The following is a 19,085-nucleotide window of genomic DNA, read 5'->3' on the forward strand; positions in this document are numbered from 1 at the left end:
AATGTTCAGGCGTGATTAGGTGCTGGTTTGCCCAGGGCAACCACAGGTGCAGGTTTCGGTTTGTTGCGCGCGGCAAAGACGATGATTGCGGCAATGATCGAGGTGGCGGCCAGGCCATACAGCCCGCCCTGAATCGAGCCGGTATGTTGTTCCAGCAGACCGAAGGTGGTCGGCGCAACGAAGCCACCGAGGTTGCCCACCGAGTTGATCAAGGCGATCACGCCGGCGGCGATTCGTGCATCCAGGTACGCCTGGGGAATCGGCCAGAACAGCGACGATGCCGATTTGAAACCCAGCGCGGCGAAGCAGATGGCGACGAAGGCGAAGATCGGTCCACCGGTGGTGGACATGAACATCCCGGCGGCAGCGATCAGCAACGCAGCGGCGACCCAGGCTTGCTGGTGTTTCCACTTGGCCGACAGCGTGGCGAAGGCGTACATGCCGACGATCGACAGCAACCACGGAATCGAGTTGAACAACCCGACCTGAATGTCGCTCAGGTCGCCCATCTTCTTGATGATGCTCGGCAGCCAGAAGGTCGCGGCGTAGATGGTCAGCTGGATGAAGAAATAGATCAGACAGAACAGGATGATCTGACGATCCTTGAGCAGCGTGCCCAGCGACGGTTTGATCGGCGTTGCGGCTTCGCGGGCCCGTTGTTCGTCATCGATGGCTTTGACCAGCGCGTCCTGCTCGTGAAGGGTCAGCCATTTGGCGTCGTGGGGTTTGGAGTCCAGCCAGAACCAGACGAACACGCACAGCCCGACCGAGAACATGCCTTCGATGAAGTACATCCACTGCCAGCCATGCATGCCAAAACCGCTGATTTGCAGCAGCAACCCGGACAGCGGGCCGGAGATCAGCGATGCAATGGCCGAACCGCTGAGGAAGATCGCAATCGCCTTGCCGCGCTCCACACCGGGCAACCAGCGGGTGAAGTAATAAATCACCCCGGGGAAGAAACCGGCTTCGGCCACGCCCAGTAGAAACCGCAGGATGTAGAAGTGGGTTTCGTTCTGGATGAACGCCATGCAGGCGGCCACCAGGCCCCAGGTCAGCATGATGCGGGTCAGCCAGATTCGTGCGCCGACTTTTTGCAGGAGGATGTTGGAGGGGACTTCGAACAGCGCGTAGCCGATGAAGAACAGTCCGGCTCCGAGGCCGTAGGCGGCAGCGCCAATGCCCAGGTCATGTTCCATGTGGGCGCGGACGAAGCCGATGTTCACACGGTCGATGTAGTTGACGATGAACATGATCACGAACAGCGGCAGGACGTGGCGTTTCACTTTCGAGATGGCGGATTGCAGGACCGAATCGGCGCCATCGTTCATCCCGGATATGGATGTATTCACTTCGTTTTCTCCCACTCGTTATTTTTATGCGGGGTGTGGCTGGGTGTTGCGTTGTTGATAGACATCATACAACTGAGTTTTTTGATTCGACAAGCACCGCAGTCCAATAAAATGGCTATTTACTTGGAGTTTTCTATGCTTTTTCTGATCTGGAGTGGGTTCGTAATGCTGCTTGATAGGTACGATTGTTGAGTGTTGTCATACAAGTAGGGTTTTATTTTCTGAAGATTCCCATCGATCCCGGTGCTACGATCCGGATAGCCCTGCTCTCCGGATAATCACCATGCAAGAAGACATCGACGCACCCGCCCGCAAGCGTGCCCACAACCTGGCCCATGATCTGGTGAGCAAGCTGACCCAGAGCATCTTGCTCGGGCAGATGCTGCCGGGGGACAAGCTGCCGTCGGAGAACTCGATTGTTCAGGAGCATGGCGTCAGTCGCACGGTGGTGCGCGAGGCAATCTCGAAGTTGCAGGCTTCTGGGCTGGTGGAAACCCGTCACGGCATCGGTACTTTTGTCCTCGAGCGAGCACCGGATCAGGGGCTGCGGCTGAATGTCGATACCGCGCTGGGCGTGCGCAGTATTCTGGAGTTGCGCATGGGCCTGGAGACCCAGGCGGCGGCGCTGGCAGCGGTTCGTCGCACAGACCAGCAATTGGTACAGATGCGTGAGGCGCTGGATGATTATCAAAGCCTGTTGGCCAACAACGACAGCTGCGTCGAGGCGGACAAACGCTTCCATCTGCTGATTGCCGAAGCCACCGGCAACGTCTGCTTCACCGAGATCATGCAGCACCTGGGCAGCGCCATGATCCCCCGGACCCGTGTCAATGCCGCCGAGCGCGGGTCGGCGGATTTGAGCAAGCTCGGGCAACTCGCCAACCTCGAACACGAGGCGATTCTCAACGCCATCAGACGCCAGGACCCGGACGCGGCGCGGGCGGCGATGTGGTTGCACCTGACTAACAGCCGCGACCGCTTTTCGGCGGGCGTTTCTTGATTCTGGCTGTTCGGCGTTGTGTCAGTGGCAGCCAGTCATCGTTCTTCGCGAGCAAGCCCGCTCCCACAGGGATCTCCAGTGTTCACACGATCAGTGTGGGAGCGGGCTTGCTCGCGAAGGCGCCGGATGCATCAACGCACATAAGTGATCAAACACTGGTCACCTGAATCCCAAAAAACCGCCGCTCCAGATTCAGCGCCAACACACTGACCAGCACCACCACCGCCCCCATCACCACCATCAGCGTCGGCTGCTCGCCCAAGCCAACAGAGGCAATGGCCATGGCCGCGGGCGGAATCAAATACATCGTCATCGTCGCACGGCTCAAATCCACATGAGCCAACACAAACGCCCAGGCCAGATAGGCGAGGGCGCTGGGAAACACGCCCAATGCAAGCACTGCCCATTGCACGTGAAGCGGCGCGGTGACGATTTCGCTGGTCAGCCCCGGCAGATAAACCAGCAACAACGCCGTTCCCGACCAGACGGTGTAGCAGACCAGCGTCAACCCGTCGTAGCGCCCGGACTGATGTTTCTGCAGCGCGAAGTAGAAACTCCAGGACACCGCCGCCAGCAAAATCAGCAAGCCGTGAGCGTCGATACTCCCCAATCCATGATCGCCGGCGACCACAATCACCACGCCGGTCAAACCCAGAAACACGCAGCCCCAGCGCCAGACACTCACCCGGTCCTTGAACACGAAACGCGCCAGCAGCGTGCTGAACAAGGGCGTGGTTTGCGCCAACACACTGGACGCCCCGGCGCTGACCCCTTGCTGGCCGAAATTCAGCGCGACGTGATGCAGGCTCACGGCAAAGAAACCGAGGACGATCAGCAGTGGCCAGTCGCGAATGTTCGGCAGGCGGATGCCTCGGAACACGGCGACTACTGCCATGAACACTGATGCCAGCAAAAAACGCAGCAGCGCCAGATGCCCCGGGTCATAGGCCTGCAAACCGATATGAATACCGGTCGGGGAATACCCCCAGCTGGCGACGACAAACGCCATCGCCAGAATGATTTTGACGGAGTGATTGGAGGCGGGTGTGAGTGGTTGCATGGTCAGGCACCTGTGGGCGTATGCGCCGAGTATCGGAAGCCTGACCGTTCGCCACAACTGACTTATACTGCGTCAACTGTTCACTTTGGGTGATGTATGGAGCTGGCACAGATTCGCATGTTCAAGACCGTCGCCGACGTCGGCAGCATCGCCCGGGCGGCCGAGTTGCTGCACTGTGTGCCGTCGAATATCACAGCGCGCATCAAGTCCCTGGAAACCGAGCTGGGTGTCGCGCTGTTTCTGCGCGAGGGCCGAGGGTTGCGAATCAGCCCGGCAGGCCAGACCTTTCTGGCTTACGCCGCGAAAATTCTCGCGCTGACGGCTGAAGCCAAGCGCGCGCTGGACCCGTCGGCCGAGCCCTCCGGGCCGTTGCGCATTGGCGCCATCGAGTCATCGGCGACCGGTCGATTGCCGCGGTTACTGGCCAAGTTTCATAAGCGCTATCCGGGTGTTGCGCTGGAACTGACTACCGGCAGCTGGGGCCAATTGCTCGATGACACGCTCAATCACCGGCTCGATGGCGCGATCGTCGCGGTGGATGTCGAGCGCTCACACCTCAAGCGCACGCCGATGTACCGCGAAGAGCTGCTGCTGATTGCTTCGACGTCGTTGGGACCGGTGCGCGAGATCACCGATTTGCAGGACAAGACCGTCTTCATGTGGCCTCAGGGTTGTCCTTACCGGGCGGCGCTGGAGCATTGGTTGCTGCGTCAGGGGCAGGCATTGCCGATTGTCAGCCTGGCCAGTTATGGCGCGATTGTTGGCTGCGTCAGCGCCGGGGCCGGTGTAGCACTGGTGCCTAAGGGGATCTTCGATCAGTACGCCAAAGGGGCAGGGTGCGCGGGGTATGAATTCCCCGAGCTGACGGCTATCGATAACCTGTTTTACTGGCATGAAAACGCCGGGGTTCACCCGGCGCGGGAAGCGTTTGTGGCGATGTTGCGCGAGGAGTTTGCGTGATCACTTGGGGCTTGCCCTGATGCCAGGCAGTCACGCGCTATTCATGTGGGAGCGAGCCTGCTCGCGATGACGCCGGTACATTCAACATCAATGTGACTGACACGCCGCTATCGCGAGCAGGCTCGCTCCCACAGGTTCGGTGTCGTGCCCATGATGATTTTCAACTCACGCCCACATCCCGCATCAACAACCCAAAACGCAAATCCACCGCGTCCGGTATCGGCAAATACACCGTGTGCCCATCCCCCGGGGCCACTTCGATCGCCTCGCCTTTGACGTTCTGCAGCTGATGCAAATCGAAGTGGAAGTTGCCCTGGGGCGTCATCAGTTCCAGGTGATCGCCCAGGCCAAAGCGATTCTTCGCCCGCACCTCGGCCAGCCGATCCCGGCGTTCGCCAGTCAGCTCGCCCACGAACTGTTGGCGCTCTGAAACCGAGCTGCCGTTCTGGTAATTCTGATATTCGTCATGCACATGCCGGCGCAGAAAACCTTCGGTGTAGCCACGCTGGGCCAGGGATTCCAGATCGGTCATCAAGCTGCGATCAAATGCTCGGCCCGTCACCGCATCATCGATCGCGCGGCGATACACCTGGGTGGTGCGCGCGCAATAGAAGTGCGATTTGGTCCGGCCTTCGATCTTCAATGAGTGCACGCCTATCTGTGTCAGGCGCTCGACGTGCTGGACGGCGCGCAGGTCCTTGGCGTTCATGATGTAGGTGCCGTGTTCATCCTCGAACGCCGGCATCAGTTCGCCGGGGCGATTGGCTTCTTGCAGCAGGAACACTTGATCGGTCGGCTCGCCGATGCCCAGCGTCGGTTCGGGCCGGAACTGTTGAACGATTTCGCCGAGCTGATTTTCGCTGGCCTCCGTCGCCGAGTATTTCCAGCGACAGGCGTTGGTGCAGCTGCCCTGATTGGCATCGCGCTTGTTCATGTAACCCGACAACAGGCAGCGCCCGGAATAGGCCATGCACAACGCGCCGTGGACGAACACTTCGAGCTCCATCGCCGGGACGTGCTGGCGGATTTCTGCGATTTCTTCCAGCGACAGTTCGCGAGACAGAATGATCCGGCTCAAGCCCTGTTGCTGCCAGAACTCGACGCTGGCCCAGTTCACTGTGTTGGCCTGCACTGAGAGGTGGATCGGCATCTGTGGGAAGTGCCGGCGCACCAGCATGATCAGGCCCGGGTCGGACATGATCAGTGCGTCCGGGGCCATGGCGATCACCGGTTCCAGGTCCTTCAAGAACGTTTTGAGCTTGGCGTTGTGCGGGGCGATGTTCACCACCACATAGAAACGCTTGCCCTGAGCCTGGGCCTCGGCGATGCCGAGCGCGAGGTTGGCGTGATCGAATTCGTTGTTGCGCACCCGCAGGCTGTAGCGCGGCTGGCCGGCGTACACCGCGTCGGCGCCATAGGCGAAGGCATAACGCATGTTTTTCAGGGTGCCGGCAGGGGCGAGCAGTTCCGGGGGCGTGAGCGTCATGGCGCTGGTCATGGCAGTGTCGATCGCAAAAGCCGGCAAGGGTAAGCGGCCTGCCCGCGGGGTTTATTGATCTGGATCTATGCTTGATGAAAAACGGATGGCACTCGCGCGAGCCGTGGCGGACTAAACATCAAGAGGCGCGTTGGCGCCCCTGTGCACTGGCATGGATCGGACATGAACGAAACGAAGCTGCAAAACACCTCGCTGATGGTCTTGCTGACCCTGGTGAGCATTGCCTTCATATGGATTCTGCTGCCGCTCTATGGCGCGGTGTTCTGGGCGGTCATCCTCGGCATTCTTTTTTCGCCCTTGCAGCATCAGTTGCAACAGAGGTTCGGCTGGCCACGCAACCTGACGGCCCTGTTCACCATGAGTCTCTGTGTAGTGATCGCGATCCTGCCGGTAATCACCATCAGTACCTTGCTGGTTCAGGAAGGGGCGGCGCTGTACAACCGAATCGAAAGCGGTGAACTGGACATCGCCGGGTATGTGTCGCAGTTCAAGCAAAGTCTGCCGCCCTATGTTCAGTACTTGCTCGACCGTTTCGGCATGGGTGAGCTGAGCGGGCTTCGGGAGAACATCATCAAGAGCACGATGCAGGGCAGCCAGTTTGTCGCGACCAAGGCGTTCAACTTTGGTCAGGGCACGTTCGAATTCGTGGTGAGCTTTTTCGTCATGCTGTACCTGCTGTTTTTCTTCCTGCGTGACGGGTCCGAACTGGCCCGTAAAGTACGTGCGGCGATACCGCTGGAAGACAACCAGAAACGTCGTTTGCAACTGAAGTTCAATCGAGTGGTGCGGGCCACGGTGAAGGGCAATGTGGTGGTGGCGATCACGCAAGGGGCATTGGGAGGTTTTATTTTCTGGTTTCTGGACATCCCTAGCGTGCTGCTCTGGGCGGTGTTGATGGCGTTTCTGTCGCTGTTGCCGGCGGTGGGCGCGGGGATCGTCTGGATACCGGTGGCGGCGTATTTCCTGTTCAGCGGCGCGATCTGGCAGGCCACGGTGCTGACCTTGTTCGGAGTGTTCGTGATCGGCCTGGTGGACAACGTTCTGCGACCGATCCTGGTGGGCAAGGACACCAAAATGCCGGACTACTTGATCCTCATCTCGACCCTGGGCGGCTTGGCGCTTTTTGGCCTGAACGGCTTTGTCATCGGGCCGTTGATCGCGGCGTTGTTCGTGTCGAGCTGGGCGATTTTCATCGATTCCAAGCCCAAGGTTCAGCTGCCTTAAGCGCTGAGCTGGCCTGAGTCGATACGTTGCGACAAGGCTTGGGCGGCGGGAAGCGAGGTGAGCGGGCCGCTGATCGGTTCGCCGTCCTGCACCAGATACCAACAGGCAAGCAATCCTCGCGCTCTGAGCTGTGCGGGAACGGCGCTGCCGATAACGGACATGATCTGAACCTGAGCCATAAGTACCTCCATTAATCTATGGAGCTACCTTACGGATCGGACGCTTGAACGGACAATCAACGCTTTCGATAGTCGTCATTGATGCCAATGAGTTCTGCGGTCAATCCACCACTAGATCGAGCATATGCACCACTTCCTGCTCATTGAGCAGGCCTTTGCGCACCAGGTTTTCTGCCAGCAGCGAAAGAAATTTTGCGCTGCGATGGCCTTCCAGGTGTTTGAGCTCGGTCAGTGCGTTGTACACCTTGTCGGAAGTGCACAAGCCGACAATGCGATGCGGGTTTTGTGTGGGCATGAAGGTCGTCCTTGTTTTTATCAACCTGTTGTTTACGGACAGATCCAAGCTTGCGGATCGGACATGACATAAATATGACCAACTTTACCTGCCGGTACTGTCCCGACAGCGACCTTGACGAGATTTATTCAGACTTCGTCCGGCCAGTGGTCACAAAAAAGGCCCCGCTGTTAAAGCGGGGCCTTATGAGCGTGTTACCAGCGGTCGCCACGATAATAACCGTGGGGAGGGCCGTAATAGCTGCGTGGTGGACCATACCCGCGTGGCGGACCGTAATAGATCGGTGCGGGGCGGTAGTACATCGGTTGTTGAACGTAGACCGGCGCCGGTTGGTAATAAACAGGCGGTGGCTGCACGTACACCGGTTGTGGCTGAACGTAGACCGGTTGCTCCACATACACGGGACGGTCGCGGCCGATTATTGCTGAGCCAATGATTGCCGAGCCGACGATCGCACCAAACACTGCCGGACCTTCCCAGCCGCCATGACCATGACCACCTGCTTCTGCCTGCCCTGCGATAGCAAGAGCACCGATCAGCAAGGCTACTGTGGGGATTTTACGGATCATGATAAGTCCTCGGTTCTTCGACCCGGCGCTCGCGTCTGCAATAGACACAAGTTGTCGCGGGGATACTTCTAAGACAGCATTTTTTTGAAAATCAGCACAGCCGTTGGGTAAATTTTGTGTAAGGTCTGTACCGGCTTCTTTACGGCTGTGTGCCAAGTGCAGACTGGCTTTTATGATCAATCAGAACCGGTGAAGTGGCTAATCCCGTCCATCCGAAAGTGCTATCGAAGGAGATTCCAATGCAGATGAACCCCAACAGAGACACTCAGCTGTGCATGTCACTCTCGGGGCGCCCCGGCAATTTCGGCCTGCGGTTTCATAACCATCTGTACGAACAACTGGGCCTGAATTTCTACTACAAAGCCTTCAGCAGCCAGGACTTGCCGGGCGCCGTTGGCGGCATCCGTGCCTTGGGCATTCGGGGTTGCGGCGTGTCGATGCCGTTCAAGGAAGCTTGTATTGCATTGGTCGATGAACTGGATGCATCGGCTGAAGCCATTCAATCGATCAACACTATTGTGAATACCAACGGTCACCTCAAGGCCTACAACACCGATTACATCGCCATCGCCCAGTTGCTTGAAACCCATCAGGTGCCCAAGGATTCGACCTTTGCCCTGCGCGGCAGTGGCGGCATGGCCAAGGCTGTGGCCAGTGCCTTGCGCGATGGCGGCTACAAAAACGGCCTGATCGTGGCTCGTAACGAGCGTGCCGGACGTGCCTTGGCTGAATCGTTGGGTTACTCATGGCAGGCGGAGCTGGGAAGCCAACGCCCGCAGATGCTGATCAACGTCACGCCCATCGGCATGACCGGCGGGCCGGAGGCCGATCAACTGGCGTTTGAGCCTGACGCTATCGCTGCGGCCGAAACTGTCTTCGATGTAGTAGCGATCCCCTCGGAAACACCGCTGATCGTGCGCGGTCGTGCCGAAGGCAAGCGGGTGATCACCGGGCTGGAAGTGATTGCGATCCAGGCACTGGAACAGTTCGTGTTGTACACCGGCGTGCGGCCGACCGATGAACAGTTCCAGAAAGCCGTGGCGTTTGCCCGCAGCTGATTATTCCAATCATGTGCCGGCTGAACCGGCCCCTTCGCGAGCAAGGTCAGCGCTGAACCTGTGGGAGCGAGCCTGCTCGCGATTGTCTCGACTCGGTTTCCTGCCTGCCCTGGCACTTGCCCACGAATATCCCCGCCTATACTGGCCGCCAGCAAGCGAAGACTTGCTCCCCAGCCACCGTGACCGAGGTTCTCATGCATCCCGCCATTCTCAACCTGGATCAGGTCGAACTTGCACCATTGCCCGAAGGTTTTGCCCCCACCGGAGACGCCGCCGGCCGCTATCAGCAACGCCTGGCCCGCATCGGCCAGCAATTGGGCGCGCAAAAGCTGGGGTATCGGTTGTATGCCCTGGAGCCGGGCATGCGTGGCAGTCCGTTTCATAGCCATCGGGTCAACGAGGAGATGTTCTACATCGTGGCCGGCGAGGGGGAAGTTCGTCTTGGCGCCGAACGCTTTGCGATCCGCGCCGGTGACGTGATCGCCTGCCCGGCGGGCGGTCCTGAAACCGCGCACCAGATCATCAATAACAGCAACGGCGAATTGCGTTATCTGGCGGTCAGCAGCCAGCAATCGCCGGACATTTGCGAATACCCGGATTCCGGAAAATACGTGGTGATGGACGATTTCAAGGTCGATGCCCAGGGCAACGCTTCAGGTTTCGCCGCCGTCGCCAGGCAGGCCGATGGTGTGGATTATTGGGACGGTGAGTAGCTATTAGGGTTGAACGCGGACCTGTGGCGAGGGGGCTTGCCCCCGTTGGACCGGGCTGGCGCTCCAGCGCGAAGCGCTCCCAAAACCACTCAGCGTGTTACTTCAGAAAAAACGCAGTCATCGATTGACGACTGCTTCGCAGCCGAACGGGGGCAAGCCCCCTCGCCACAGAGGTCCGCCCTTTGGTTATTCGAGGCGTGCCAGCCGTTCTTCCAGCGCCGCAATCCGTGCTTCAAGCTCTTCGATTCGCTCAACCGACACACCGCCACTGGCGCCACGTTCCACAGGATTTTGCCGGGCAGCCAGGATCGTTTCGATATCCGCCGGATCACCCAGTGCGTGCATGTAACGGTCTTCGCGCTGACCGGCCTGGCGCGGGATCAATAGCGCCAGCCCCCTGGCGATCAGGCGCTCGAGCTGATGCACAACCTGCTCGGCATCTTCGAAGTCATGCATGCGGCCGCTGCGGGTCAGCAGTTCGTTGACTGTCTGTGGACCGCGTAGAAACAACAGCCCCGTCAGAATCACCTGCGCCGGCACCAGTTCCAGCGCCTTGTCGACCCGATGTTCCCAGCGGTCAGCACGGCTGCCCATCACCAGTCGGGTGAAACCACGACCTTCCAGAGCGCGCAGGCTCTGGCCAACCTGGCCCTGGCTCAAGTTCATCACCGGCTCGCGGCTGGTTTTCTGGTTGCAGGCAATCACCAGTGCATTGAGGGTCAGCGGATAGGTTTCCGGGCTGGTGGCCTGTTTCTCGATCAACGAGCCCAGGATGCGGATTTCCGTGCTGTTGAGCCGCGGTTCGTCGAAAGTCGTTTCTTGCTCAGTGCTCATCGCGCTTTTCCCTAGGCAGTCGAAGCGGCTAGCCTAATCCTTGCTGGATAAAAGACAAGCCGCAGGTCGGTCGGGCATGGCTATAATCGCTCCACGTTTTTACTCCTGTCACCACACGAGACCACTATGACCATTTCTCTGTACGCCGCTTCTATTCCGGTTTTCCAGCAAATGCTCAATGCCCTGAGCAATAACCTGAGCAAGGCCGAAGCCCACGCCACGGCGAAAAACATCGACCCGAACGCATTCCTGCAAGCCCGTCTGTACCCGGACATGTTCCCGCTGGTGCGTCAGGTGCAGATTGCTGTTGATTTCGCCAAAGGCGTTTCGTCGCGTCTGGCTGAAGTCGAGCTGCCGAAATACGACGACACAGAAACCACCTTCGCCGAGCTGCAAGCGTTGATCGCCAAGGTCCTGGCCTTCATTGGCGAGATCAAACCCGAGCAGATCGACGGCAAGGAAGGCATCGAGATCGTTACCCGCCCAGGCACCCCTAAAGAGAAGCGCTTCTCTGGCCAGGCTTACCTGCTGAGCTACGGTCTGCCGCAGTTCTTCTTCCATGTCACCACTGCTTACGCACTGCTGCGTCACAACGGTGTGGAAGTCGGCAAGCGTGATTACATGGGCGCGTTCTAAACCGCCCAGGTACAAAAAAGCCCGCCAAGGTGTAAGCCTTGGCGGGCTTTTTCGTTTTACCCCCTGTAGGAGCCAGGCTGCCGGCGAAGGCGTACGTAAGATCGCTTTCGCCGGCAAGCCTGGCTCCTACAGGTGCGTTTTACGCCAAACGCTGCGCCTTCAACTCCTCACCTTGGCACGCCGCCGCGGTGAACAGTACGTCGGTGGAGGAGTTCAGCGCGGTTTCCGCCGAGTCCTGCAATACACCGATGATGAAGCCGACTGCCACCACCTGCATGGCGATTTCGCTCGGGATGCCGAACAGGCTGCACGCCAGTGGAATCAGCAACAGCGAACCGCCGGCCACGCCCGAGGCGCCACAGGCACAGATCGCCGCGACGATGCTGAGCAGGATGGCTGTCGGAATATCCACGGCGATGCCCAGGGTGTGCACGGCGGCCAGGGTCAGCACGGTGATGGTGATCGCGGCACCGGCCATGTTGATGGTGGCGCCGAGCGGGATCGATACCGAATAGGTGTCTTCGTGCAGGCCCAGGCGCTTGCTCAATTCCAGGTTGACCGGAATGTTCGCCGCCGAACTGCGAGTGAAAAACGCAGTGATGCCGCTCTCGCGCAGGCAGGTGAGTACCAGCGGATACGGGTTGCGACGCAGCTTCCAGAACACGATGGCCGGGTTCATCACCAGCGCTACGAACAGCATGCAGCCCAGCAATACAGCCAACAGATGCATGTAACCGATCAAGGCGCCGAAACCGGAAGTGGCAAGGGTCGAAGCCACCAGGCCGAAGATCCCCAACGGCGCGAAGCGAATCACCAGGCGCACGATCAAGGTCACGCCGTTGGACAGATCGCCCAGCACTTCTCGGGTCGTTTCGCCGGCATGGCGGATCGCAACGCCCATGCCGATTGCCCACGCCAGAATGCCGATGAAATTGGCATTCATCAGCGCGCTGACCGGGTTGTCGACCACGCTGAGCAACAGACTCTGCAACACTTCGCTGATGCCACCCGGCGCGGTCACCGCAACGTCTTGGGTCGACAGCACCAGGCTCGACGGAAACAGCGTACTGGCGATCACCGCCACCACGGCCGCCGCGAAGGTGCCCAGCAGGTACAGAAACAGAATTGGCCGGATGTGGGTTTCCTGGCCGTGCTTATGATTGGCAATCGAGGCCATGACCAGCACGAACACCAGGATCGGCGCGACAGCCTTCAGCGCCGAGACGAACACTTTGCCGATGAAGGCGGTGGACTTGGCCAGTTCGGGCGCGAACAGCGCCAGGGTAATCCCGGCGATCAGGCCGATGATGATTTGCGTGACCAGGCTGCTGTGTTTCAGGCGTTGCAAGAGAGAAGGGGATGAAGCGGTCATAACGGCATCTCTGATTTTATTAGGGTGCAGGGTTCCTTGGCTCATGCAGCAAAAAGCCGGGCAGGCCACATGGAGGGAACCGAAGGGGATCGCGACATCAATGCCAGTGAATGGCCGATGAGCAAAGTGTAAGTACCGCAGGGTCGCGGACTTTATCACAGCGTAGCCGTGATCCTTCAGACCTGTGACGATCTGCCACCCGATTGCTCAACGCGATTTGCAGGTTCGTGCAACCTCGTCCGGAAACTCTCTGTTAAGCTTCGCCATCCTCATTTTCAAGTTCTGCCAGTGAGCCTTCGGGCTGTCGCTGGTGTCGTCGTTTTTCTGGAGTTCTGCATGCTGTTGCCCATTCTTCTGTTGTCCGCCGCCGGTTTTACGGTGCTGACCACGGAATTCATCATCGTCGGCCTGTTGCCGGCAATCGCTCGTGATCTGGACGTCAGCATCCCTCAAGCGGGTTTGCTGGTGACCCTGTTCGCCTTTACCGTCGCCGCGTTCGGGCCGTTCCTGACGGCGTACTTCGCCAGGTTTGAACGGCGCAAACTGTTTATCAGCGTGCTGATCATGTTCGGTCTGGCCAACACACTGGCGGCACTGGCGCCGAACATCGGGGTGATGGCCATTGCCCGGTTGATTCCGGCGCTGGGGTTGCCGGTGTTCTGGGCGTTGGCCAGTGAAACCGCGGTGGACATCGTCGGGCCGGACTACGCCGGGCGGGCCATCGCCAAGATCGGTTTCGGCATTGTCTGCGCCACGGTGTTCGGCATTCCGGTGGGCACGCTGATTTCCGATGCGTTCGGCTGGCGCAGTGCTTTCGGCATTCTGGCGGTGATCGCGTTTGCCAAGGCGTTGCTGCTGTTTATTTACCTGCCGAAAACCAACCTGCACCAGCATCAGGTGAGTTTCCGTTCGCAGTTCAAAATCCTGCGCAGCCCGTTGATGTTGGGGCATGTGCTGTTATCGATCCTGGTGTTCAGCGGCATGTTCACCGCTTACACCTACCTGGCGGACATTCTTGAGCGCCTCGCCGGTTTCAACGGCACGGTGGTCGGCTGGTGCCTGATGGGCTTCGGTGCGGTCGGCTTGATCGGCAATTCGTTGGGTGGTCGTGCGGTGGATCGGCATCCACTGATCGCTTCTGTGACGTTTTGCGCGTTCATGATCGCCGGCATGGTGACGCTGGTACCGAACATTCATTCGCCGCTGGGTCTGGCGGCGGCGATGGGGATTTGGGGCGTGACTCAGGCCGCGCTGTTCCTGGTCAGCCATGTGCGTTTGATGAAGGCTGCGCCTGAGGCGCCGGCCTTTGCTGCGTCGTTGAACATTGCCGGGGCCAATCTCGGGATCGGTCTGGGCGCGATGGTCGGTGGGCGAGTGATCGACAGTGTTGGCCTGGGCGGCCTGGGTTTCGCGGCGGCCGGTTTTATCTTGGTCTCGATCCTGTTGGCGATGGCGCTGATGACCTTCAAGCCCCGGGAAATCTGCGCCTGAGGCTTCACATTTCGGTGAACAACTCGCGTCGGGCACCTTCGGTAATCGCGACAATGCCGGGGTGCTTGATCTTGCGTTCCACCGAGATGGCGTAGAACGACTCGCTCACCGCATCGGTCTGGCCGATCAATTCCACGCCGCATTGGCGTTTCACTTCGTCGGCAATCACGCTCGGGCCGATGAATATCCCGCTGCCGGATTGGCCGAAGGCCTGCATCAAGGCGCTGTCGTCGAACTCGCCGACGATCTGCGGCTGGATCTGCTGTTCGGCAAACCAGCGTTGCAAGCGACTGCGCACCACGGTTTCCGGCCCGGGAATCAGCAGCGGGGCGCCGTGCAGGCTGCGCGGGAAGTCCTGGCCATACCGCGCCGCCAATTCTGCGGTGGCGAAGAAACTGATGCCGCATTCGCCGAGTTTCTGGCTGTAGCCCTTGATGTCCAGATGCGAGGGCATCGGGCTGTCGGAGATCACCAGATCGAGGCGCTGAATCGCCAGGTCGGCAAGCAAGCGTTCCAGTTTGTCTTCGCGACAGGTGATACGCAGGGGCTCGCTCAACTCCATGGTTGGCGCAATCAGGCGATAAACGATGGATTTGGGGACTACGTCGGCGACGCCCACCCGAAACAGAATCTGTTGCTCATTGGGCTGCGCCCGCAGCATCAACTCCAGCTCGCCACCGAGTTGAAACATCTGCTCGGCGTAGGGCAGGGTCTGACGCCCGGCTTCGGTGAGTTCCAGCTGCCGGCCGACCCGGCGAAACAACTCGATGCCATAGGTTTGCTCGAGCAGGGAAATTTGCCCGCTGATGGTCTGTGGCGTCAGGTTCAGCTGCTCGCAGGCGCGCACGATGCTGCCGGTCTTGGCCACCACCCAGAAGTAATGCAATTGCCGATAGTTGAGCATAGCGGGCCTATAGTTCGTTAAAACCGAAGTATAACCGCTAAAAATACGAATTTTACTGAAGTATTTGCTTCCTTAGAATGCCTCGCTATCGACGGATCGCCTTTTCGGTTCTGTCTGTTCTATCGAGGAAAGCATCATGAAGCTTAAAACCACCGCGCTGCTGATTGCGTCTGTACTGGTGTTGGCCGGTTGCGACCAGGCCGAGAAAAGCGCTCAGCAATTGATGGGCAAGGCCGCCGAAACCGCCAAACAGGCGATTGACGATACCCACAAAGCCGCCGAGCAAGCGTTGAGCGATGCCACCGGCGGCTTGATCAGCAAGAAAGAACAATCGGCCAAAGAGACGGACAAATCCGAATCTTCGTCCCAGGAAATCTAAACCGTCTACAACGAGTCAGGACTGACCCATGGAATACCTTTTAGAACTTGCTGCAAGCCCCACTGCCTGGGTCGCCCTGGCCACGTTGGTGGTGATGGAAATCGTGCTCGGCATCGATAACCTGATCTTCATCTCGATCCTCACCAACAAGCTGCCCGAACAGCATCGTCAGAAGGCGCGGCGGATCGGTATCGGCATGGCGTTGATCCTGCGCCTGGCACTGTTGAGCACCATCGCGTTCATCGTCCAACTGACCGAGCCGGTGATCGAGATTCTCGGCCACGCGTTCTCCTGGAAGGACATGATCCTGATCGCGGGTGGCCTGTTCCTGTTGTGGAAGGCGACCACCGAGATCCATCACAGCATGGACCCTGCGCCGGATGATCCGACGTCGGCCACCTCGACGGTGACCCTGGGCTTTGCCGCTGCGATCGGTCAGATCCTGCTGCTGGACATGGTGTTCTCTATCGACAGCATCATTACCGCTGTCGGCATGACTGAGCATTTGCCGATCATGATCATTGCGGTGGTGGTGTCGGTACTGGTGATGTTGCTGGCGGCTGACCCTCTGGCCAAGTTCATCAACGACAACCCGACGGTGGTGATGCTGGCGCTGGGCTTCCTGATCATGATCGGCATGACGCTGATCGCCGAAGGTTTTGGCGCCCACGTACCCAAAGGCTACGTCTACGCGGCCATGGCGTTCTCGGCCACGATTGAAGGCTTGAACATGCTGTCGCGTCGGGCCAGGCAGAAGCGCATCGCCGCTGAAGCTTAACCTGCGTTAAACGAAGCGGCCGCCTGAACTCGAAAGAGTCCAGGCGGCCGTTTTTGTCTGGACGACCGAAAAGCGCCGGTCAGTGCGCGGTAGCGGGGTGTGCAGCCGCTTTATCGGTTTTCGCCACAGGTGCCGATTGAACCGGGTGGTGATGGTGCCGGCGGGTAATACGCAAAACGCCCCACAGCATGGCGGCGGCCACGGCCAGCCAGCCGGAAATCAACATTACAATGGTCATTGTCAGGCTCATCAGTGCCTCCTCTTTGCCCTGCATCGGGCACACATTCGTCCTTGGTAAGTGACAGTCTAGCCGCTGCTGTATTTCAGGCTATTGACCAAAGGTCGTCTGTCATCAAACAGTTCGCTCTATCGAATGCAATCAACTGCCGGTTAAGGCTATACCGCTGCCGCGCGGCATCCTATGATCGACGGCCAAGCCGGCTGTGCGATTGCCTGGCGTCTGAACAAGAGAGTGATGATGGTGCGGGTATTTTCTCGAATTCGATCTTTGGTGCTGATCGTTGGCTGCGTTGCCGGCCTGGCTGGCTGTGCGGGGAGCGTGGCGCCCGAGATCAAGCGTCTGCCGGAGCGGGTCGAACTCAGCGGTACGTTCTACCGTGGGCAAAGTTATCAAAGCGGGCCTCAGGTGCTGGCTAGTCTGCTGTCCCAGCAGGGCATCGTGATAACCCCGGGGTTGCTCGACAAACCTCTGCATTTGCCGGGTGCCGAAGACCGCCTGCAGCAGAACATGCAGAACCTCGCCCGCGAATACGGGATGGTGGTCTACCCCCTCGACAAAAATTTGCCGGCGCTGCTGACCCAGGTCGCCGCCGGTTATCCGGTGATGGTGCGCTTCACGGAAGGCTCGGCGTTCTGGGCGGAGCCCCGATACGCCATTCTCGCTGGCTACAACCGTCAGAAGCAGACCGTGCTGCTGCGCGCCGGGATGGATCGTCGGTTGCTGATGGGGTTCAGCTCCTTTGAATCAGCATTCGAGAATGCCGGCGGTTGGGCCGTATTGATCCAGAAACCGGATCAGATTCCAGCCAATGTCGATCAGTCGCGCTGGCTGAAAGCGGCGAGCGATCTTGCCCAGTCAGGTCAGGAACAGGCGGCAGCCCGGGCGAAGAAGGCGCTGACCGCGCAGTAAGTTTCCGCTCGTCATCAGCATGGCACCGCCACGCTATGCTGAAGTCTCAAGTAGAGGGCCCGGATTTTTCCGGGACCATGAACAGGAGGCGTCCATGGCACAGTCCAATACCCCCACCGGCCCGCACTCGTCTGAGCATTCGTCTGATAATGAGTTGGGGTTCGACCCCGATTCTCCAGACGTTGCCGATCCTCAGGTCGACCCCATCGGGCCTGCCAGGGCGCCCAGGGATATAAAGCCGGGCGAGGAGGGCAAGAAGGCACCCGCGAAGCCTTACGACCCACTCGGTAATCTGAAACCCAAGTCTCAGTGAGGTGCGTATGTCTACCGATTCGAGCTTTGACGACAAACGGCCAGACCCTCCAGACAGTGTTCCGACAACCCCTGAAGCGGACCTGGACCCGGTGATGGATCCGGACAGCCCGTTAAGGGATCCCTTGGCCAGGCCGACAGTGGTGCCGACCAAGCATCCACAGGGCTGGAGAGACCCGAGTGCCGGGGATGGCATCCCGGATGACGATCAGATGCCGTTGCCCAATGATTAAACCCGGACAAAAAAAGCCCCGAATATTCGGGGCTTTCATTTGGAGGCGGTTCGACCTTATTTCGATGCTTCAACCACACCGCTCTGGCGATGCTTGAGGTTCTTGTCAGATTTGTACTGCAGGGCGACGGACGGCACGTTGGCGCTCTTGCCGGTTTCGACCCAGCTGCGAATCCGGCTGGCATCGGCAAAGTGCGTGTACTTGCCGAAGGCATCGAGAATCACCAGGGCTACTGGACGATTACCCATGCTGGTGACCAGCACCAGGCAATGACCGGCCTCGTTGGTAAAACCGGTCTTGGTCAGTTGGATGTCCCAGTTAGGCTTGTTTACCAAGTGGTCGGTATTGCGGAAACCCAGACTGTAGTTGGGTTTGCGGAACGAAACGGTTTTTTCCTTGGTGGTGCTCAGCTGAGTCAATAGCGGGTACTTGTGTGCGGCGATCAGCAGTTTGCTCAGGTCGCGGGCAGTGGACACATTGCGAGGGGAGAGGCCCGTCGGTTCGACAAAGTGGGTGCTGGTCATGCCCAGCGCTTTGGCTTTGGCGTTCATGGCGGCAATGAACGCGACATAACCGCCCGGATAGTGATGGGCCAGCGTCGCGGCAGCACGGTTTTCCGACGACATCAGGGCAATCAGCAGCATTTCCCGGCGCGGCAATTCGCTTTTGAGTTTGACTCGGGAAAACACGCCTTTCATTTCCGGGGTGTCGCTGATATTGACGGAAAGGTATTCGTCCATGTTTTGTCGCGCTTCTACCACCACCAGGCCAGTCATCAGTTTGCTGACGGAAGCAATCGGCACCACAACATCCGGATTGTTGGCGTAGATGACTTTGTTGGTTTGCAGATCCATCAGCAATGCGCTGCCGGAAGCGATCTTCAGTTGCGAAGTGTTTCGGGGCGCCTCGATGGTTTCGGCGGCATTAATTGCTGGCGTGGTGAAAGTCCCTGTAAATGCAAAAAACAAGCTCAGGATTGAAAGGCGGATTTTCACGCTGGCGGACTCATAAAGGGTGGATATACCGTTTTTGTAACGGGCTGTTTCTTTAAAAAGCGACGCATTTTAGGAGTATGGCTGAAGAACTGT

23 protein-coding genes are annotated in these 19,085 nt (G+C 58.9%); 12 read left to right on the plus strand and 11 right to left on the minus strand.

The window, feature by feature from the left end; translation table 11 throughout:
• Positions 1-5: 5 nt before the first annotated feature.
• Positions 6-1,352 carry an MFS transporter gene (locus PMI30_RS10635; RefSeq protein WP_008011389.1) on the minus strand — a complete coding sequence of 449 codons (1,347 nt, stop codon included), beginning with the start codon at positions 1,350-1,352 and terminating at the stop codon, positions 6-8.
• Positions 1,353-1,635: 283 nt separating this feature from the next.
• Between PMI30_RS10635 and PMI30_RS10630 the strand changes: the two genes are divergently transcribed.
• Positions 1,636-2,352, plus strand: a complete 717-nt coding sequence (locus tag PMI30_RS10630; protein WP_008011390.1) for a FadR/GntR family transcriptional regulator — start codon at positions 1,636-1,638, stop codon at positions 2,350-2,352.
• 148 nt (positions 2,353-2,500) lie between these two features.
• Here PMI30_RS10630 and PMI30_RS10625 read toward each other — a convergent pair whose 3' ends face one another.
• The gene (locus PMI30_RS10625; protein ID WP_008011391.1) at positions 2,501-3,412 is read right to left on the minus strand and encodes a DMT family transporter; all 912 of its coding nucleotides are present in this window, start codon (positions 3,410-3,412) and stop codon (positions 2,501-2,503) included.
• Between the two features lie 96 nt (positions 3,413-3,508).
• Between PMI30_RS10625 and PMI30_RS10620 the strand changes: the two genes are divergently transcribed.
• Entirely contained in the window at positions 3,509-4,372 is an 864-nt protein-coding gene (locus PMI30_RS10620; protein WP_008011392.1) for a LysR family transcriptional regulator, read from the plus strand.
• A 160-nt stretch (positions 4,373-4,532) separates the two neighbouring features.
• Here PMI30_RS10620 and trhP read toward each other — a convergent pair whose 3' ends face one another.
• The gene (gene trhP / locus PMI30_RS10615; RefSeq protein ID WP_032835713.1) at positions 4,533-5,858 is read right to left on the minus strand and encodes a prephenate-dependent tRNA uridine(34) hydroxylase TrhP; all 1,326 of its coding nucleotides are present in this window, start codon (positions 5,856-5,858) and stop codon (positions 4,533-4,535) included.
• Positions 5,859-6,032: 174 nt separating this feature from the next.
• On the opposite strand from trhP, the gene PMI30_RS10610 reads away from it, so the two are divergent.
• On the plus strand, positions 6,033-7,094 hold the full coding sequence (locus tag PMI30_RS10610; RefSeq protein ID WP_008011394.1) for an AI-2E family transporter: 1,062 nt from the start codon (positions 6,033-6,035) through the stop codon (positions 7,092-7,094).
• On the opposite strand, the gene PMI30_RS10605 is transcribed toward PMI30_RS10610, so the two are convergent.
• The 3 genes from PMI30_RS10605 to PMI30_RS10595 form a co-directional block, all read right to left on the minus strand.
• Positions 7,091-7,273, minus strand: a complete 183-nt coding sequence (locus tag PMI30_RS10605; RefSeq protein ID WP_007901757.1) for a hypothetical protein — start codon at positions 7,271-7,273, stop codon at positions 7,091-7,093. The two genes, PMI30_RS10610 and PMI30_RS10605, sit on opposite strands and share 4 nt — an antisense overlap.
• Positions 7,274-7,373: 100 nt before the next feature.
• Positions 7,374-7,568, minus strand: a complete 195-nt coding sequence (locus PMI30_RS10600; RefSeq protein WP_008011397.1) for a hypothetical protein — start codon at positions 7,566-7,568, stop codon at positions 7,374-7,376.
• Between the two features lie 194 nt (positions 7,569-7,762).
• Positions 7,763-8,137, minus strand: coding sequence for a hypothetical protein (locus PMI30_RS10595; protein WP_008011399.1), 375 nt, complete (start codon positions 8,135-8,137; stop codon positions 7,763-7,765).
• 239 nt (positions 8,138-8,376) lie between these two features.
• On the opposite strand from PMI30_RS10595, the gene PMI30_RS10590 reads away from it, so the two are divergent.
• Together PMI30_RS10590 and PMI30_RS10585 are read left to right on the plus strand one after the other, a co-directional pair.
• Positions 8,377-9,195 carry a shikimate 5-dehydrogenase gene (locus tag PMI30_RS10590; protein ID WP_008011401.1) on the plus strand — a complete coding sequence of 273 codons (819 nt, stop codon included), beginning with the start codon at positions 8,377-8,379 and terminating at the stop codon, positions 9,193-9,195.
• A gap of 194 nt (positions 9,196-9,389) precedes the next feature.
• Complete coding sequence (locus tag PMI30_RS10585) at positions 9,390-9,908, plus strand: cupin domain-containing protein (protein WP_008011403.1); 519 nt, start codon at positions 9,390-9,392, stop codon at positions 9,906-9,908.
• Between the two features lie 186 nt (positions 9,909-10,094).
• On the opposite strand, the gene PMI30_RS10580 is transcribed toward PMI30_RS10585, so the two are convergent.
• The gene (locus tag PMI30_RS10580; protein WP_008011405.1) at positions 10,095-10,742 is read right to left on the minus strand and encodes a YceH family protein; all 648 of its coding nucleotides are present in this window, start codon (positions 10,740-10,742) and stop codon (positions 10,095-10,097) included.
• Between the two features lie 126 nt (positions 10,743-10,868).
• On the opposite strand from PMI30_RS10580, the gene PMI30_RS10575 reads away from it, so the two are divergent.
• Positions 10,869-11,378, plus strand: coding sequence for a DUF1993 domain-containing protein (locus PMI30_RS10575; protein ID WP_008011406.1), 510 nt, complete (start codon positions 10,869-10,871; stop codon positions 11,376-11,378).
• Positions 11,379-11,517: 139 nt separating this feature from the next.
• Here PMI30_RS10575 and sstT read toward each other — a convergent pair whose 3' ends face one another.
• Positions 11,518-12,750 carry a serine/threonine transporter SstT gene (gene sstT, locus PMI30_RS10570; RefSeq protein ID WP_008011408.1) on the minus strand — a complete coding sequence of 411 codons (1,233 nt, stop codon included), beginning with the start codon at positions 12,748-12,750 and terminating at the stop codon, positions 11,518-11,520.
• Positions 12,751-13,086: 336 nt separating this feature from the next.
• On the opposite strand from sstT, the gene PMI30_RS10565 reads away from it, so the two are divergent.
• Positions 13,087-14,241 carry an MFS transporter gene (locus PMI30_RS10565; RefSeq protein ID WP_008011410.1) on the plus strand — a complete coding sequence of 385 codons (1,155 nt, stop codon included), beginning with the start codon at positions 13,087-13,089 and terminating at the stop codon, positions 14,239-14,241.
• A 4-nt stretch (positions 14,242-14,245) separates the two neighbouring features.
• Here the strand turns inward: PMI30_RS10565 and nhaR are convergent, their stop codons facing one another.
• Positions 14,246-15,145 carry a transcriptional activator NhaR gene (nhaR, locus tag PMI30_RS10560; protein ID WP_008011412.1) on the minus strand — a complete coding sequence of 300 codons (900 nt, stop codon included), beginning with the start codon at positions 15,143-15,145 and terminating at the stop codon, positions 14,246-14,248.
• Between the two features lie 136 nt (positions 15,146-15,281).
• Between nhaR and PMI30_RS10555 the strand changes: the two genes are divergently transcribed.
• Both PMI30_RS10555 and PMI30_RS10550 read left to right on the plus strand, forming a co-directional pair.
• Positions 15,282-15,524, plus strand: a complete 243-nt coding sequence (locus PMI30_RS10555; RefSeq protein ID WP_008011414.1) for a hypothetical protein — start codon at positions 15,282-15,284, stop codon at positions 15,522-15,524.
• A gap of 28 nt (positions 15,525-15,552) precedes the next feature.
• Complete coding sequence (locus tag PMI30_RS10550) at positions 15,553-16,302, plus strand: TerC family protein (protein WP_008011416.1); 750 nt, start codon at positions 15,553-15,555, stop codon at positions 16,300-16,302.
• A 79-nt stretch (positions 16,303-16,381) separates the two neighbouring features.
• On the opposite strand, the gene PMI30_RS10545 is transcribed toward PMI30_RS10550, so the two are convergent.
• Positions 16,382-16,552 carry a hypothetical protein gene (locus tag PMI30_RS10545; RefSeq protein WP_177318849.1) on the minus strand — a complete coding sequence of 57 codons (171 nt, stop codon included), beginning with the start codon at positions 16,550-16,552 and terminating at the stop codon, positions 16,382-16,384.
• A gap of 171 nt (positions 16,553-16,723) precedes the next feature.
• On the opposite strand from PMI30_RS10545, the gene PMI30_RS10540 reads away from it, so the two are divergent.
• From PMI30_RS10540 to PMI30_RS10530, 3 genes are all read left to right on the plus strand, one after another.
• The gene (locus tag PMI30_RS10540; RefSeq protein WP_008011419.1) at positions 16,724-17,452 is read left to right on the plus strand and encodes a peptidase C39 family protein; all 729 of its coding nucleotides are present in this window, start codon (positions 16,724-16,726) and stop codon (positions 17,450-17,452) included.
• Between the two features lie 94 nt (positions 17,453-17,546).
• The gene (locus PMI30_RS10535; RefSeq protein WP_008011421.1) at positions 17,547-17,765 is read left to right on the plus strand and encodes a DUF6021 family protein; all 219 of its coding nucleotides are present in this window, start codon (positions 17,547-17,549) and stop codon (positions 17,763-17,765) included.
• A 7-nt stretch (positions 17,766-17,772) separates the two neighbouring features.
• The gene (locus PMI30_RS10530; protein ID WP_007901789.1) at positions 17,773-17,997 is read left to right on the plus strand and encodes a hypothetical protein; all 225 of its coding nucleotides are present in this window, start codon (positions 17,773-17,775) and stop codon (positions 17,995-17,997) included.
• A 56-nt stretch (positions 17,998-18,053) separates the two neighbouring features.
• Here PMI30_RS10530 and pbpG read toward each other — a convergent pair whose 3' ends face one another.
• On the minus strand, positions 18,054-18,992 hold the full coding sequence (pbpG, locus tag PMI30_RS10525; protein ID WP_008011424.1) for a D-alanyl-D-alanine endopeptidase: 939 nt from the start codon (positions 18,990-18,992) through the stop codon (positions 18,054-18,056).
• Between the last annotated feature and the right edge of the window lie 93 nt (positions 18,993-19,085).

Source organism: Pseudomonas sp. GM50, assembly GCF_000282375.1.
GTDB lineage: Bacteria > Pseudomonadota > Gammaproteobacteria > Pseudomonadales > Pseudomonadaceae > Aquipseudomonas.

Coding starts and splice junctions, on each gene's coding strand:
- PMI30_RS10550 (WP_008011416.1), top strand. CDS start 15,553: ATGGAATACCTTTTAGAACTTGCTGCAAGCCCCACTGCCTGGGTCGCC.
- PMI30_RS10545 (WP_177318849.1), bottom strand. CDS start 16,552: ATGAGCCTGACAATGACCATTGTAATGTTGATTTCCGGCTGGCTGGCC.
- sstT (WP_008011408.1), bottom strand. CDS start 12,750: ATGACCGCTTCATCCCCTTCTCTCTTGCAACGCCTGAAACACAGCAGC.
- PMI30_RS10625 (WP_008011391.1), bottom strand. CDS start 3,412: ATGCAACCACTCACACCCGCCTCCAATCACTCCGTCAAAATCATTCTG.
- PMI30_RS10535 (WP_008011421.1), top strand. CDS start 17,547: ATGGCACAGTCCAATACCCCCACCGGCCCGCACTCGTCTGAGCATTCG.
- PMI30_RS10610 (WP_008011394.1), top strand. CDS start 6,033: ATGAACGAAACGAAGCTGCAAAACACCTCGCTGATGGTCTTGCTGACC.
- PMI30_RS10575 (WP_008011406.1), top strand. CDS start 10,869: ATGACCATTTCTCTGTACGCCGCTTCTATTCCGGTTTTCCAGCAAATG.
- PMI30_RS10585 (WP_008011403.1), top strand. CDS start 9,390: ATGCATCCCGCCATTCTCAACCTGGATCAGGTCGAACTTGCACCATTG.
- PMI30_RS10530 (WP_007901789.1), top strand. CDS start 17,773: ATGTCTACCGATTCGAGCTTTGACGACAAACGGCCAGACCCTCCAGAC.
- PMI30_RS10580 (WP_008011405.1), bottom strand. CDS start 10,742: ATGAGCACTGAGCAAGAAACGACTTTCGACGAACCGCGGCTCAACAGC.
- PMI30_RS10595 (WP_008011399.1), bottom strand. CDS start 8,137: ATGATCCGTAAAATCCCCACAGTAGCCTTGCTGATCGGTGCTCTTGCT.
- PMI30_RS10565 (WP_008011410.1), top strand. CDS start 13,087: ATGCTGTTGCCCATTCTTCTGTTGTCCGCCGCCGGTTTTACGGTGCTG.
- PMI30_RS10555 (WP_008011414.1), top strand. CDS start 15,282: ATGAAGCTTAAAACCACCGCGCTGCTGATTGCGTCTGTACTGGTGTTG.
- PMI30_RS10605 (WP_007901757.1), bottom strand. CDS start 7,273: ATGGCTCAGGTTCAGATCATGTCCGTTATCGGCAGCGCCGTTCCCGCA.
- nhaR (WP_008011412.1), bottom strand. CDS start 15,145: ATGCTCAACTATCGGCAATTGCATTACTTCTGGGTGGTGGCCAAGACC.
- PMI30_RS10540 (WP_008011419.1), top strand. CDS start 16,724: ATGATCGACGGCCAAGCCGGCTGTGCGATTGCCTGGCGTCTGAACAAG.
- PMI30_RS10630 (WP_008011390.1), top strand. CDS start 1,636: ATGCAAGAAGACATCGACGCACCCGCCCGCAAGCGTGCCCACAACCTG.
- PMI30_RS10600 (WP_008011397.1), bottom strand. CDS start 7,568: ATGCCCACACAAAACCCGCATCGCATTGTCGGCTTGTGCACTTCCGAC.
- PMI30_RS10620 (WP_008011392.1), top strand. CDS start 3,509: ATGGAGCTGGCACAGATTCGCATGTTCAAGACCGTCGCCGACGTCGGC.
- trhP (WP_032835713.1), bottom strand. CDS start 5,858: ATGACGCTCACGCCCCCGGAACTGCTCGCCCCTGCCGGCACCCTGAAA.
- PMI30_RS10590 (WP_008011401.1), top strand. CDS start 8,377: ATGCAGATGAACCCCAACAGAGACACTCAGCTGTGCATGTCACTCTCG.